13 protein-coding genes are annotated in these 13,938 nt (G+C 46.4%); 7 read left to right on the top strand and 6 right to left on the bottom strand.

What is annotated here, in order from left to right; translation table 11 throughout:
- Positions 1–451: 451 nt before the first annotated feature.
- Positions 452–1,054: a type 1 glutamine amidotransferase family protein gene (locus BN1080_RS13820; RefSeq protein WP_052652898.1), complete on the bottom strand. Its 603-nt coding sequence runs from the start codon at positions 1,052–1,054 to the stop codon at positions 452–454.
- A gap of 207 nt (positions 1,055–1,261) precedes the next feature.
- Between BN1080_RS13820 and BN1080_RS13825 the strand changes: the two genes are divergently transcribed.
- The 7 genes from BN1080_RS13825 to BN1080_RS17270 all read left to right on the top strand — a co-directional run bounded on the left by BN1080_RS13825 (position 1,262) and on the right by BN1080_RS17270 (position 7,487).
- Positions 1,262–3,361, top strand: a complete 2,100-nt coding sequence (locus BN1080_RS13825) for an MMPL family transporter (RefSeq protein WP_052652900.1) — start codon at positions 1,262–1,264, stop codon at positions 3,359–3,361.
- A gap of 66 nt (positions 3,362–3,427) precedes the next feature.
- Complete coding sequence (locus BN1080_RS13830) at positions 3,428–4,099, top strand: response regulator transcription factor (RefSeq protein ID WP_052652902.1); 672 nt, start codon at positions 3,428–3,430, stop codon at positions 4,097–4,099.
- Entirely contained in the window at positions 4,096–5,484 is a 1,389-nt protein-coding gene (locus tag BN1080_RS13835) for a sensor histidine kinase (protein WP_052652904.1), read from the top strand. The genes BN1080_RS13830 and BN1080_RS13835 overlap by 4 nt, the downstream gene beginning before the upstream one ends.
- A gap of 14 nt (positions 5,485–5,498) precedes the next feature.
- Positions 5,499–5,888, top strand: coding sequence for a hypothetical protein (locus tag BN1080_RS13840; RefSeq protein ID WP_052652906.1), 390 nt, complete (start codon positions 5,499–5,501; stop codon positions 5,886–5,888).
- 120 nt (positions 5,889–6,008) lie between these two features.
- Positions 6,009–6,947 carry a formimidoylglutamase gene (gene hutG, locus BN1080_RS13845; RefSeq protein ID WP_052652908.1) on the top strand — a complete coding sequence of 313 codons (939 nt, stop codon included), beginning with the start codon at positions 6,009–6,011 and terminating at the stop codon, positions 6,945–6,947.
- 49 nt (positions 6,948–6,996) lie between these two features.
- Entirely contained in the window at positions 6,997–7,266 is a 270-nt protein-coding gene (locus BN1080_RS13850; RefSeq protein ID WP_052652910.1) for a hypothetical protein, read from the top strand.
- 53 nt (positions 7,267–7,319) lie between these two features.
- A complete protein-coding gene (locus tag BN1080_RS17270; protein WP_199876628.1) occupies positions 7,320–7,487 on the top strand; it encodes a hypothetical protein in 168 nt (55 codons plus the stop codon).
- 329 nt (positions 7,488–7,816) lie between these two features.
- Here the strand turns inward: BN1080_RS17270 and BN1080_RS13855 are convergent, their stop codons facing one another.
- From BN1080_RS13855 to BN1080_RS13875, 5 genes are read right to left on the bottom strand one after another with little or no spacing between them, the layout of a single operon-like run.
- A complete protein-coding gene (locus BN1080_RS13855; protein ID WP_052652912.1) occupies positions 7,817–9,172 on the bottom strand; it encodes a purine-cytosine permease family protein in 1,356 nt (451 codons plus the stop codon).
- 39 nt (positions 9,173–9,211) lie between these two features.
- The gene (locus tag BN1080_RS13860) at positions 9,212–9,541 is read right to left on the bottom strand and encodes a cupin domain-containing protein (RefSeq protein WP_110925655.1); all 330 of its coding nucleotides are present in this window, start codon (positions 9,539–9,541) and stop codon (positions 9,212–9,214) included.
- Positions 9,542–9,543: 2 nt separating this feature from the next.
- The gene (locus BN1080_RS13865) at positions 9,544–11,271 is read right to left on the bottom strand and encodes a hydantoinase B/oxoprolinase family protein (RefSeq protein WP_407674807.1); all 1,728 of its coding nucleotides are present in this window, start codon (positions 11,269–11,271) and stop codon (positions 9,544–9,546) included.
- A gap of 10 nt (positions 11,272–11,281) precedes the next feature.
- Complete coding sequence (locus BN1080_RS13870; protein WP_052652915.1) at positions 11,282–13,327, bottom strand: hydantoinase/oxoprolinase family protein; 2,046 nt, start codon at positions 13,325–13,327, stop codon at positions 11,282–11,284.
- A gap of 26 nt (positions 13,328–13,353) precedes the next feature.
- Positions 13,354–13,896, bottom strand: coding sequence for a helix-turn-helix domain-containing protein (locus tag BN1080_RS13875; RefSeq protein ID WP_052652917.1), 543 nt, complete (start codon positions 13,894–13,896; stop codon positions 13,354–13,356).
- Positions 13,897–13,938 lie beyond the last annotated feature (42 nt).

The raw sequence follows: 13,938 nt of genomic DNA on the forward strand, positions 1-13,938 counted from the left end.
CCAACTTCTTATGAAATACTCCCGACTTTCGCTTGAATACTCCCAACTCCCACAGACAGACAAAAAAGCACCCTTCAAAAGGATGCTGTTGCAGGTTGTCAAGAAACTCGTTGAATTAGAGCTTCCGCTTCTATAAACCGCACTTCGGCGCTATGGACAAGGCTCCCACAATAAGCCGAGAAGACCACTCGTCTTATTGCTCCGCCCAGTCCGGAACCGCACCGGTGCTAGAGATATGGAGCAAAACAGCGTAGACTCCTGCGGCTTAGCGAGTCGACCGATACACCGCAGAGAGCGCAGCGAACGAGGAGGATTGGGCGTGAGCCCGCTGGAAAGCGTAGCTGTTTTGCGGAATATCAGATTCTTTAATGAAACTTAAGTTAGTTTCTGTCTTTTTCAACACACTGTAAAAGCACCCTTCAAAAGGATGCTTTTGCATGCGAATAAAACCTTATTTGCTTGCGTAAAATTCGTAATAGCCTTTTTTGAAGAAATCGTACCATTCGTCGATTTCTTCTTGGGGCGCCGATTCGAGTGCCGTTAAAACTTCTTTTCCGAACTCCAGATAGGCGGAGCCGTTCGCTGTGATGAGGTTGCCGTCTCGCACAGCCTGCTGCTCAAGATAGCGGCCTTCGCCTGTGTAATTTTCACCTGCTGCTTCCTGCAGCTCCGGCAAATAATTGCTCGTGTGGTCGCCGCTATTTAAAATGCCGTTCATCCCAAGAAAGACCGTTCCGTCGCAAATCGCTCCGACGATTTTATCTGCATCCAACGCTTGTTGCACCAGCTCAATGACCGGTTTGCTTTCTTCTTTCCGCCACGAATTTCCACCGATCAAAATCAATCCGGCAAAATCATCTTCCACTTCATCGAGTGCGTAGTCCGGCAATGTCCGGAAGCCGCCGATGGAAGTCACGGGCTCTTTCGTCAGCGATACGGTTTTCACTTCATACTTCTTTTCCCCTTGTTCCGGCTTTTCGTTCAACGCTGCCGCAACGGATGCCGCTTCCCAATCCGCATATTCTTCAAGCACCACGAATAAAACTTTCTCCACTCTAATCGCTCCCTTTCAAAATCGACTCCACAAAACCGAACATACTTTCTAATTCATTCAAATTATACCACTTTTAAAGCGAGATTATACACAATATTCTTTCTTTTATTATTCAAATTCTCGCCACGAAAAATTGATATTCAATTTATATTGGTCGGCTATGCTATGGAAGGTATCATTCTTAAACTGGAAAAGGAGTGTCATAAGATGAACAAATTTTTGAACCCGATCACGGATTGGGTCTCGACGAAAAAAGGGATGACGATCACGTTGATCTTCTGGGTGGTCTTGATGCTCGGACTCAGCATGGGCCTGCGCCTCAACGACTACAAAGTGGCGAATTTCCAATCGCTGCCGAATAATGCGGAATCGATCATCGCCGACAACAAACTGAAGGAATACTTCCCGAATGACCAAGGGACACCGGGAATTTTAGTCTTCCATAATAGCGAAGGCGAAGTGGATCCGGAAGCCACTAAGGAGATCCTTGCGGGCATCACTGAGGCAAATCTTGAAGGCGTCGACTCGATTGTCGACATTAGCCAATTGCCCCCGCCTGCTCTTGAAGGATTCTTCTCTGAAGACAAATCGACGATGATCATCCCGATGACGCTTGAAGCCGGACTCGGCAGTGCGGACTTCGCGGAAATCAACGACGAAGCTTCTGATATCGGCAGCGACATTGCTGCTGGCTACGACAATATGGAATTTTACATCACCGGGCCGGCTGGAATTGCCGGCGATACGGTGAAATTATTTGAAGAAGCGGATTTTGTTTTATTGATCGCGACGGTGTTGATCATTTTGGTTCTGTTGATCGTGATTTACCGTTCGCCATTACTCGCGTTCATCCCGCTGCTCGCGACCATCATTGTGTACCAGGTCGTGAACCAGACATTGGCGTTTATGGGATCTGCCGGACTTGAATTGACGAGCCAAACGATGTCGATCATGAGCATCTTGCTCTTTGCGGCAGTCATCGACTACTCGCTATTCGTTTTCTCCCGCTACCGCGAGGAATTGAATCATTACGAAGACAAATACAAAGCGATGAAATTCGCCATGCGCGCAACGGGTGAACCGGTGTTCTTCGCCGGCGGTACCGTTCTTGCAGCGATGTTGATCTTGTTCTTTGCAGACTTCCGCGATTATGCGAACTTCGCACCGATCTTCGGAACCGCTGTATTCATCATCATGATTGCGTCTATAACGTTGATCCCTGCGCTCTTCACGCTATTCGGCCGCAAGGCGTTCTGGCCGAAAGTGCCGAAATACGGCCAAGCAAAAGAAGTGAAACACGGCATCTGGGGGCCGGTCGCAAAATTTGTGGTCAATAAACCCCTGCTTTCCGGTGGACTTGTCGCTGTCTTGATGATTATTTCAGCTTTGAACGTGCTGAACCTGGATTTTGAATTTGATACGGTGAAGTCATTCCCTGAAGACATGCCTTCCCGTGTCGGCTATGAAATTGTTGAACAAAATTTCGATAAAGGCGAAATCGCCCCGTCCACTTTGCTGGTGGAAAGCGATGAACCGATTTCAGAAGAAGCAGCTGCTGCCCTTTCTGAACAATTGATGGCTTACGACGAAGTTGCGTCGGCCCGTTTGTCCGGCCAGACGGAAGACAGCACCGCTGTGAAATACAGCGTCGCCTTGTCGCTCAACCCGTATTCGACCGAAGCGCTTGATTTCGTCGAGAAATTGCGCGGCGACAGCGACGCCTTGCTTGAAGACGCGTCAATTGACGGCGATACGTATTTCGGCGGCATCACACCGAAACTCGTTGATGAACGCGAAGTAAATAATAGCGACATTTATAAGATTGTCATACTCGAGACTTTATTGATCCTTGTGCTGCTGTTCGCCTTGACCCGTTCGTGGAAAATGCCGATTTACATGATGGCAACGATTCTCTTGTCTTATGTATCGGCACTTGGTCTCGGGATTTTCCTTGTCGATGTGCTATTCGGCTATGAAGCGATCAGTACCCGCGTTCCGGTCTATGCGTTCATCTTCCTGGTCGCGCTTGGCATCGATTACAACATCATTTTGGTCTCACGCTTCATGGAAGAACGCAAAATGCACAAAGTCAAAGATGCCCTTGAAATCGCCATTCGGAATACCGGCGGCGTCATTTCTTCTGCCGGCATCATCTTGGCCGCTACATTCGCCGCTTTGACGACGATGCCTATCGCCGATTTATTCGTTTTCGGCTTCATGGTTTCGATCGGTATTTTGATCGATACGTTCTTAGTGCGCGGCATGCTGCTTCCGGCATTGATATTGTTTTTTGAAAAAGATAAGTAAACCCTTCATAATAAGAGAGTCCGGCCGGCGTATGCGCCGGACTTTTTACTGACAGGAGGATTCTCAATGAAAATACTAGTCGTTGACGACGACTTATATATCCAGCAATTGGTCGTAATCCACCTTGAAAAAGAAGGCTATATGGTGTTCCGCGCCAATGATGCGGCAGAAGCCTTATTGCTGTTAGAGGAAGTCCAGGTCGATTTGGCGATTGTCGACGTGATGATGCCCGGCATGGACGGCTTTGAATTGACCCGGATCCTGACGCAGGACTTATCGATTCCGGTGATTTTATTGACCGCGAAAGGCCAGTTGGAAGACAAAGAAAAAGGCTTTTTATCGGGTAGCGAAGATTATATGGTGAAACCGTTTGAGCCGAAAGAATTGCTGTTCCGGGTAGCGGTCGTGCTTCGGCGTTCTGAACGTGCGGTGCAGGAAAACTTGCAGGCGGGCAATGTGTCGATTAACCGCCGCAATTTCGAAGTGGCGATCGGCCATGAAACTTTGATCTTGCCGCTGAAGGAGTTCGAATTGCTGTCGCTTCTCGTGTCGCGCGCCAATCAGGCAACGCCGCGCCCCCTTTTGATGGAATATGTCTGGGGCGAAGACCATGATGGCAACGAAATGACCTTGAATACGCATATCAACCGCATCCGCGACCGGCTGAAACGCTACGGGGCCGATGTTGAAATCCATACGCTTCGCGGCATCGGCTATAAGCTCGAGGCACCGAAATGAAAACTTTATACCGCCAGTTTATCGTTGCAACCTTGTTCATTTTGCTCGTTGCCGTTGTGATCGGCTTTACATTGGCGAACGCCTTCTATTTGACGGTCATGAAAGAACAGGCAACCGAACAGAATCTTGATATTGCAGAAGAAATTGTCTCCAGCCTGAATATGGCACCGCATTCTCAAGACAGTTTTAACAGCTACCTGGAGTCGGTGTCGAATCTCGGCTATCAAATAGCCATCGTTGACAGTACTGGGCAAAAGACCTTTTACGGAGACGCTTTTGACAATACCGAATTGCCGGAGGAAGCCGAGCGCGTCTTGACGGATGGCGAAATTTATAAGGGCCTCGACAATTTGTCGAGCAGGATTTTCATGATTGCCCATTTTACCAACCAGCTTCATAATACCGTCGGGGTGCCTTTCACTTTTGAAGGTGATGCGTATGGGCTCTTTATCCGTCCAGATACGAAATTGGTCGGCGCTGATATCCATTCGGTGTTGATCGCTTTTGTCTTGGCCATTGCGATCGTCAGCATTGCCGGCATGATTTGGCTCGCCCGGCAATTGACCCGCCCGATTGTCCAATTGACCGAAGCGACCAAACACATCGCGCAGGAAAACTACAATTACCCGCTGGATATCCAGCGAAACGATGAAATCGGCCAATTGTCGGAGAGCTTTAACTTGATGCAGACGCAATTGAAGCATAACGATCTCGCGCGCAAATCATTTATCAGCAATGTGTCGCACGATTTCCAGTCGCCGCTTATGAACATCCAAGGCTATGCGGATCTGCTGGCGTCGCCGAACCTGCCGGAAAGCGACCGGCTCGCCTACACCGCCATCATCGACCAGGAAGCGAAGCGGCTATCGAGTTTGACGCGGCAATTGCTGCTGCTCACTTCACTTGACCAAGGCGCGTATCCGATGAAACAAAAAGCGTTCCCGCTCGATGAACAATTGAAGCGCGTCGTCCAGAAATACCGCTGGCGCCTGGAAGAAGAAGACATCGACATTTCTTATAAGCTCGCCCCCCTCTCGTTCTTTGGGGATGCTGAACTGCTCGAAAACGTCTGGGAGAATTTATTGACCAATGCCATTAAGTACAATAAACCCGGTGGCAGCATTGAAATCACCTTGCAATCATTCGAGCAGGAAGTGGTTGTGGAGTTTAAAGACAGCGGCATCGGAATCAGCGAACCGGCAATCGGCCAGCTGTTCGACCGCTTTTACAGGGTCGATGCCGCCCGCAAAAAAGACGGCACGGGACTTGGGCTATCCATTGTCCAACAGATTGTCGCTTTGCATCACGGGATGGTTGACGTTAACAGTGAAGTCGGTGTCGGCAGCCTCTTCACCATCCGTTTTACATTAGACGAAACACATTAGGAGGAATTTTTTTCATGGAAAAAGTTTGGAGTTTACGATTGATTCAATTTGCAGCAGTCTTCGGGCTGTTCGGTACATTTATCGGATCGATGATGGCCGGGGAAATGGACTATTCCCTTCGCCCGATCCACGCACATATTTTGCTAGTCGGCTGGCTGTCGGTTTTTGCCTGGGGCATTTTCTACCGCGTCTACACAGTTCGCTTCAAAATGCTCGTCACGATTCACAGCATCTTCGCTATGGCTGGTGCGTTCATGCTGACGAGCGGCATGTGGCTGTATAATTTGAACCCGTTCAATTGGAATGAAACCTTCGTTATGATTTACTTTATCGTCGGCGGCAGCTTGCTGCTGATCGCGTTCTTCCTGTTCTTGGTTGTAACGTTCGTGACCGAAAAAGAATAAAACACGCAATCCCCTCAGATTTCTCTTTCTGAGGGGATTTTTTTGAGCAAAGAAATCAAAAATTCATTACAATAAGGAATAAGAACACGATAAAATTCCATCAATCCGGGGGTGTTGGATTTGTATAAATTACCGAAATCACATTTTTGGCATGGCCGCATCGACAGTAAAACCGACCGCAACAGTTTTTATTTTCACCAGGCAATCGAGTTTCTGGGCACCGATGAAGTGCCGGTTGAAGGCTCGCCTTTTGCCATTCTCGGGTTTGAATGCGACGAAGGCGTTCGGCGCCTCGGCGGCAAACCGGGGGCTGCGGAAGCTTCGAACGAAATCCGCCGCCATTTGGCCGATCTCCCTTATCACCTCGGCGACCGAAAGACGATCGATACCGGTGCCGTGATGTGCAAAGGCGATGCGATGGAAAAAGCGCAGCGCGAACTCGGCGAACATGTCGAACGCCTGCTGCAATCGACGATTCCGATTATTCTGGGCGGCGGCCACGAAACGGCATATGGCCATTATTTAGGCGTTCGCCGTTTTGCTGGGCCTGAAGCAAAAATTGGCATCATCACCATCGATGCGCATTTTGATTTGCGCGATGCGGAGCCGCCGAACGCAAGCTCGATGTTCCGCCAAATTCTTGAAGCCGATGCAAACAGCGGAGTGCTGGCACTCGGCATCCAGCCGCTTGCGAATACCCGCACATTGTTCAATAAAGCTGAAGAATTGGGTGTCCGCTTTGTCTTGGCGGAAGAGTTTGCCATGGGCAATATCCAGCAAGCGCAATCCGTCATCGATGCATTTTGCGGTGAACACGATGCGGTTTTCTTAAGCCTGTCGATGAATGCCTTGTCTTCGTTGTATGCACCCGGCGTCATGGCCCCGTCGCCTTTCGGATTGGAGCCGGCCATCGTGCGGCAATTGCTGTGGCATATCGTCGCGAACGAAAAGATCATCAGCTTCGATTTATGTGAAGTCAATCCGGAACTTGATGAACACGGCAAGACGGCAAAACTGGCGGCTTATTTGCTGGCTGAAATGCTGGCGGCGTTCCATTGATGTAACTTCTTTTGAGCCGTTTCCGTCTACTGGAAAAGGAGTGATGGCAATGAAGAGCTTGCTGGTTTTATTGAGCGGTGCGGTTTTGGTTTTATCAGGCTGCTTTTATGGAGAGGCGAAGATTACCGAGACACAAGCAGTGGAAATTGTGCTTGATGATCATGAAGGACCTATCGGCAAGGTTCAATTGGTTTCCGTCGAACATGCCAAGGGCAGGTATGTCGTGGAGTGGGAAAACGAGGCGAATTGCGCGTCCGGCAAAGACTTTGTCAACGACCAAAGCGGCGAGATTGAAATGGGCGAAATGACAATTTGTTAATCATTTGAAACTTTTCACGTGCTCTTCCGTATTTTAATTACGGAGGCGATTTGATGGACTTATTGATGATGGGCACCATTCTTGGCCTCGGCTTTCTTTTCTTGATCGGTTTTGAAATGAACAAAAAGGCAAAAGTGAAGTTGGCTGAGATTGAACTGAAGCGCGATCAAGTAGCGCTTGAAAAAAAGAAATTGGAGCTTGGTTTGAGAAGCGATACATAAGGCATGGAGAGGATGGGATCCTCTTCAGGCTTTTTTAGTTTGAGGGCGTTTTGAGTGACGGCGGAATGTGGTATGTTTGCGGGATTTTAGACTTTGTTTGCGGAATAACTGCTTTTGTTTGCGCAATACGCATGGTTATTTGCGCAATATTGAAGTTTGTTTGCGGAATCCGCCAGTTTGTTTGCGAAAACCCGCTGTATGCCTAAAAGCGGATGTTTTTCGCTCGCGAAAAACATCCAATCTCTTAAAAGGAAGCCATCGCTTTGGCGATGGCTTTTTTATTCTAATATTTCAATCAGGTGCTCGTAAAAAATAAATTCCTTAATCTTTTAAACCAATTCTGTCTTCTGATCCAATTCAGGATTTGTTGCTTCTGCCTTAACTAGCCCTGTGAAGTGATCAGGTTTGACGGCCGCTTTTACTTTCATTACTGCGAAGTAAACAATTCCTGATGCGATTAACGATTGGACAGCTGGAATTCCGAACGTATTGACGTACTGTGTTAAATAACCGACCAGCACCCCAACTACAAGCGCAATCGTTGCCATCCAGTTCCACCCTTTATTGTCCACCCATTGCTGCTTTCGGATAAAGAAGAAATCAGCCATCATGACTCCTGCAATAGCTGGATAGATCAATGCCGTCATATAAAGGAAGTCCATGAAATAATCCAGAATTCCTGCTAAAGCGATAATGATCGCGATGATAGTACCGATCAATGTCAAAATAGCACGGCCTTTATTAGAATTGACATTGAAGATATTCGCCATAGCCAAGCCCATACTATAGTTATTGACTAATTGGCTTGTCCAAGTCGCAAACCAAAGGATCAGGAAGCCCCAAACCGGGAAGCCAAGATTCATCATGACATTTACGATATCTGCATCTCCAACACCGACTGACATGATAGCACCGACATAGAATAACGGGAACCCAACAGCGATAATACCCAGCGGAATTAGAACGTTGTCTTTAACTTTCGGTTTTGCATAACGTGTATAATCGGAAGCGATCACCCACTGCGAAACATTGATTCCGATTACCAGGCTCAATGCAGCAAGGAAAGTCATGGATGGTTCCGGACGCCATGACATAATAGTGCTCCAGCCTGTATTTTGAAGCGCATAAAAAATACCGCCAATGATTAACAAAAGTCCTGCTGGAACTGCAATGTAATCGGTCCATTTCATTGAACCATAACCAATGATAGATGGGATTGCGAACAGCAAGCCTACAATTACAGTAACAATCGCCCACGGCATAAATTCATTTTCATAGTCAATGCCGAGCATGGCTGATATGGCATTTCCGGCAACCGCTGTCTGTAAAGCCCACCATCCGAGAGACACAATGAAAATGGTCATTCCGACGATAAATCTAGCTTGGGCAGCTCCAAAACTGGTACGGGCAATAACGGAAGAAGAACGGCCTGTTTTGGCACCGATGTATCCAGCAACCGCATTGCCGATCCATTGGATAATAAATAAAGAAACAAGCAGTATCCAGAAAATCTCCGACATGCCGAATGCACCTGCAAGTGTCGCCCCTACCATCAGGACAGGTATTGTAAATTCCAATCCTCCAAAAATCATTGCTGGTGTCAGCCAGTGCTGACGTTTATCCCCTGGAATCGCTGCTAAAGCTTCATCTTTTCCTACTGCATTTGTTGAGCCCTTTTTTCCCATTTTCAATCCCCCTTTTGGTTTGATGATTTGTTTATCTAATTAACCGACCATGACAAAGACCAGTTCACAGTCTTCCTTGCCATCATTAACCGCTATATGTTCTTCTCCTTTTGGAATGTAGGTGGCTTGTCCGGCTGAAACGCGATATTGCTTGCCATCGATTTCAGTAACGAGTGAGCCTTTGACAATAACTGAGTATTCGTTTTCTTCATGTTTTGAAACTCCGGATAATGGCACTGTTTCGCCGGGACGTATGACAACATGCCCTACCTTGACTGTCATTTCAGATTGCTTCTCTTCAAATATGGTATGCATTGAATATGCTTCATTGCCTTGCTGTTCCAACTCTTTGATGTTTAAAATGTCCATGCTTATGCTCCTCTCCCGATTAAACCGTCCACTTCAAATGTCTCTTCATTGACAATGACTCCAAATACTTCTTTTGCTTGTTCGACCGTGAGGTATTCATTCTTCACATCTCTTGCAACTTGTTCTGCCGGTCGTTTTTTCGGCTCTCCGTATCCGCCGCCTGTTGCCGTCATCAGTTTGACGACGTCGTCTTTATTTAACGGATACCGTGGATAAATGCCAAATGGACCATCTTTTTCGCCATTAGCCTTTTCGATAGTGAATTCATTCGGAGAACCTTGTTCCCCGCCATTTAATCCCCATGGCAAATATTTATTGCGGCCGAATGTCGCTGATACGAATTGTTTATCTGCCATAGCGCGATAAGCTCGGGTCACTCCTGCCCCGCCAATATATTGGCCTGCCCCTGCTCCATCCGTCCGGAGACTGTATTCGTCAATCATGACACCATAGCGTGTTTCGGCTACTTCAACTGGAACGTTATAGGTTTCGCCATCACCGATGCAGAACTGTCCTCTTGCACCGTCCTGCCCTTTCGCAGCTCCCCACCCGCCTGCTGAAGGCTCTACAATCAGGAATGGTTCATTTGTTTCGTGGTGATCTCCTGATAAAGTCACTGCACAAACTGATAATAATTGGCCCGCAGACAATCGTTCCGGAAGGGAAGGTGCCAATGCCTGCCACACAAGATCTGCGCCTCCTTGCATACTCTCCCAGTAAATCGATACCGGAGCTGGGCGCTCGGCAGCAAGAATTGATTTCGGATCGGTAATGATTTCAAGCGGACGGAAAACTCCATCGTTTACATCCTGCGAGGGATTTGTAGCTGCCAGAAAAATTGTGCGAACAGCAGATACAAGCCCTGTATAAGTGCAGTTTACTGGACCAGGCACTTGCGGATGGCTTCCGCGGAAATCACAGATGAATTTGTCATCAGTAATGGTCACTTTCACTTTAATTGGAAAAGGACCATTTTCGAAACCGTCGTCATCGACGAAATCCTCTGCATAAAATTCACCTTTTGGCAGTTTGGCCAATTCTTTTCTTGCCATCTGTTCTCCATGGTCCAAATGGTGGTCAATGGATGCTTGCACAACTTCTGCTCCATTTTTTTCACATAGTTCTTTCACGCGTTTATCACCTGTCCGAAGCGCCGCTACTTGAGCCCATAAGTCCCCGATTGATAAATCCGGGAAACGGATATTCACTTTTATAATGTCTAGAACTGATTGATTCAGTTTGCCTTCATCGAATAATTTGACGCATGGAAATTGCAGCCCTTCCTGGTAAATTTCTGTAGCGTCATTGCTGAATGAACCAGGATCTTTACCTCCGACATCAGTCCAATGTGCTTTGTTGGCAGAAAATGCAACTAGTTTTCCTTCGTGGAAAATCGGCATCACCAATCCGACATCCGATAAATGTGAACCGCCGCCAACATACGAATCGTTGATGATAATGATATCCCCTTCATTTAATCCTTCTTCGCCAAATTTATTTAAAGTTTCTTTCACCATGAACGTCAACATTCCAATAAATCCGGTAACACCATTTCCTTGGGTCAATAACTGTCCTTTAGCATCTGTTAAACCGCTCGCATAATCCAAAACTTCATAGATAATCGGACTCATCGATGTACGTGCCAGTGCATGAAACATTTCGTCCCCAATGGCAATTAAAGAATCTTTGACGATTTCAATCGTAAACGGATCGACCTTCACTTGGCTCATAGCTGTCATCTTATTGCACCTCCAACTCGATTAGTAAGTTTCCGTAAGCATCAACCGACAAGGTTTGTCCGGTATAGAAAACCGTAGTGGCTGTCGGTTCTTCGACAATCGCCGGTCCCTCGATCTTCATCCCAGGTACAAGCAAATCACGGTGATAAACTTTAGTCGGCACCCAGCCTTCATTTTCATAGAAAACATTTCTTGTTTCTTTCAATGCCGATTCTAACGGCCGATTCTCCACTTCAAGTTTTTGAAGTTCGGGCTTTTGGACAGAACCAAAAGCAGTTAAATGTAAATTGACAATTTCTGTCTGTGCTTCGACCAATTTGAATGTGAAACTCTGCTCATGCAATTCATGGAACAGAGCAATCACATCTGTGATTGTCTCTCCGTTAATAACCCCTCCTGCCAATGGCACTTTCACTGTATGTTCCTGTCCTGAATAGCGCATATCAACAAATCGGTTGAAGACAATTTCTTCTTCTTTTACATTTTCTTCTGCGTACTGCTCTTTCGCTTGTGATTCGAGTTTATTCCATTCGTTATTCAACTCGCTTAAGTCAATATCCTGAAGACGGTTGATGTATGTCTGAATGTAATCATGGCGCAAATCTGTCATGAGCATTCCCCACGCAGAAAAGACAGATGAAGCAACTGGAACAACGACTTTTTTTACTCCCAAATCACGCGCAAGGGCTGGTGCATGCATAGAACCTCCTCCACCAAATGCCACTAGGGTGAAATCCCTCGGATCGTAGCCTTTGCGGACCGAAATGAGTTTTAAAGCATTTAGCATATTAGCATTAGCGATACGGATGATGCCGAGTGCTCCTTCTTCTTCGGTCAAACCGTAAACTTTAGATACTTTGTCATGGATCGCTTGCTTCACCGATTCCAAATTGACCTGGTAGTCGAAGTTTTCGGGCGACAAGCGTCCAGTCAGCAAATTAGCGTCAGTAGTTGTCGGCTCAGTTCCACCTTGTCCGTAAGCGACCGGCCCCGGCACCGCTCCAGCTGAATGCGGGCCGACTTTCAACGAACCGCCTTCGTCGATCCAGGCGATAGAACCTCCACCATTGCCGATTTCAACAATATCAACCACCGGTGATTTGATCGGATATCCTGCATTTAAATCATCTTTTTCAATGTAATAATCTGTGGAAACTTTAACTTCCCCGTTGCTGATCAATGAACATTTGGCAGTTGTCCCACCGATGTCAAATGCGATAACATTTTTCTCCCCGATGATTTCCCCAAGATATGCTGCACCGTAAATCCCTGCAACAGGTCCGGATTCCACCATATTGATTGGTGTCTTTTTTGCCTGTTCGAACGTCGTTGTACCGCCATTCGACTGCATAATATAATTGAAACTGTCAGCATCGTTCTCGACGAGTTTATTGTTCAAGCGGTTAATATAGCTTGAAGCGATTGGCTTTACATAAGAGTTCAAAACTGCTGTATTCGTGCGCTCGTATTCGCGCCACTCTTTAGTGACTTCGTGGGAAGCCGTCACAGCAACTTCCGGCCACAGCTGCTGGATCAACTCAACAGTCTGTTGTTCATGCTCAGGATTTTTATAGGCATGCAAATAAGAAACTGCGAGTGCTTCAACTTGTTCTTTTTTAAAGTATTCGATGAGTTCGGTAATCTGGTTAATATTGAGTGGAGTTATGACTTCCCCTTTTTGGTTCAGGCGTTCTTCAACTTCTTGGCGTAAATAACGTTCTACAAATGGAACCGGTTTCTTGTAGCGGACATTGAAGAGATCCGGCCGATTTCCCCGCGCGATTTCAATTACATCTCGAAACCCTTTAGTGGTAATTAAACCTGTCTTAACTCCCTTACGTTCAGTTAAGGCGTTAATGATGACCGTGGTTCCATGAATGAATGTTTCAATGTCCTGCTGGTCAATGCCGCTTTTTTCAATTACATCGATGACCCCTTGTTCAAAATTCGGAGGTGTCGTATGGCTTTTTGCCACTCCGACTTTTCCGTTATCATCCACATAAACCAAATCCGTAAAAGTTCCTCCAATATCAGTAGCCACTCTCATCAATATTCCCCTTCTTTCTTATTGATTTAAAATATCACTGGTGTCAGTACGCAGAGAATAACCGTCTCTTCATTTAATGGATTTTCCCAAGAATGCGGAACTTCTGAAGGATAGTGAATAGAATCCCCTTCTCTGACGAAATATTCCTTTCCATCTACTTTAAATAAAGCTGCACCCTTTAATACGTAATAAAATTCTTCACCAGGATGATCTGAAGTTTGTGTTTGTGTTTGCTTAGGAGCTAGGGTCACAAGCAAGGGTTCTAACGAACGCCCTCCGAATTCCCCGTTCAACCGTGTATACGTGGTTGAAGCTCCTTCTAATTTAAACGGCTTGCGGTCTTCTTCCTTCAGCATGTAATTATGGTTTGTATCTGAATCAAAGAAAAAAGTGATTGGGACTGAAAACGCATCGGCAATTTTCTTTAAAGAAGTAATGGCAAGGGAAGAAGAACCTCTTTCAATTTGAGACAAAAAACTGACGGATAGTTCTGTTTTCTCACTAAGATCTTTTAAAGTAAGACCTTTCTCAATTCTTAAATTCTTGATTTTTTGATAAATTCCATCCATATTCGAGTACCTTTCCCTTCCAAAAATACAGTGCAACAGTAA

It is taken from the genome of Planococcus massiliensis, assembly GCF_000821325.1.
GTDB classification, from domain to species: Bacteria; Bacillota; Bacilli; order Bacillales_A; family Planococcaceae; genus Planococcus; species Planococcus ruber.